Source organism: Vibrio sp. D173a, from assembly GCF_030248475.1.
The window spans coordinates 1-612 of the sequence record NZ_JAHGAH010000903.1 but is presented as its reverse complement, the minus strand read 5'-3'; the positions used below and the strand labels follow the sequence as shown (position 1 = coordinate 612).

The 612-nt window shown below is 42.6% G+C and carries 2 pseudogenes; one reads left to right on the top strand and one right to left on the bottom strand.

Annotated elements, in window-relative coordinates:
* Nucleotides 1-97: 97 nt before the first annotated feature.
* Nucleotides 98-296, bottom strand: a pseudogene (locus KIV40_RS30140) (GGDEF domain-containing protein); the annotation flags it as partial.
* Here KIV40_RS30140 and KIV40_RS30135 point away from each other — a divergent pair.
* Nucleotides 296-397 (top strand): annotated as a pseudogene (locus KIV40_RS30135) (2-hydroxy-3-oxopropionate reductase); the annotation flags it as partial. The pseudogenes KIV40_RS30140 and KIV40_RS30135 overlap by 1 nt on opposite strands.
* Between the last annotated feature and the right edge of the window lie 215 nt (nt 398-612).

The following is a 612-nucleotide window of genomic DNA, read 5'->3' as shown; positions in this document are numbered from 1 at the left end:
AGAGACTTACTTAGAATAGACTTTGAATATGCTGTCTAAAGAAGGTTTGATTGTAATGATTGGCAACTTGGGAGGTAATCTTGGACAAGTGTAGAGGTTATAGATAGACGATACGGTCGCGGCCTTGTTCTTTCGCTTGATATAGAGCCTTGTCTGCACGCTTAATCGCACTACGCAACAGATGTTGTGACGTTTAAATCGTTAGGCCAAGAGTGTTGGCTCATTGCTTTAGTAAACAGTTCTATCTGCTCGTTACACTGTAGCGTACTCTCTTCTAAGCAAACCAATAGAAACTCAACAGCTGTTTGGTGAGTGTGCTGATATGGGAGGTGAAGGTTGGGATCACTCAGCACTAATTCAAGCCATTGAAAAACGTTCGGATCACTCAATCCGATAGTACCCAATCTAGGGTAAATCTATTCGTTACTCTGGTATTGAATGCATGGTTCATGAAACCAGATTAACGAGCTTAGGCTGCCACTTCTCCAGGGTGGGTGGCCGACCCCACAGGCTCAAGCAGTTTGTTTATAAATCGCGTAGTTTCGTCTCCTTTTATGCGCGTTCCTAATATAAGGCAGAGGTTGAAGTTGTTCCTTTTCAACTTATTTCTTA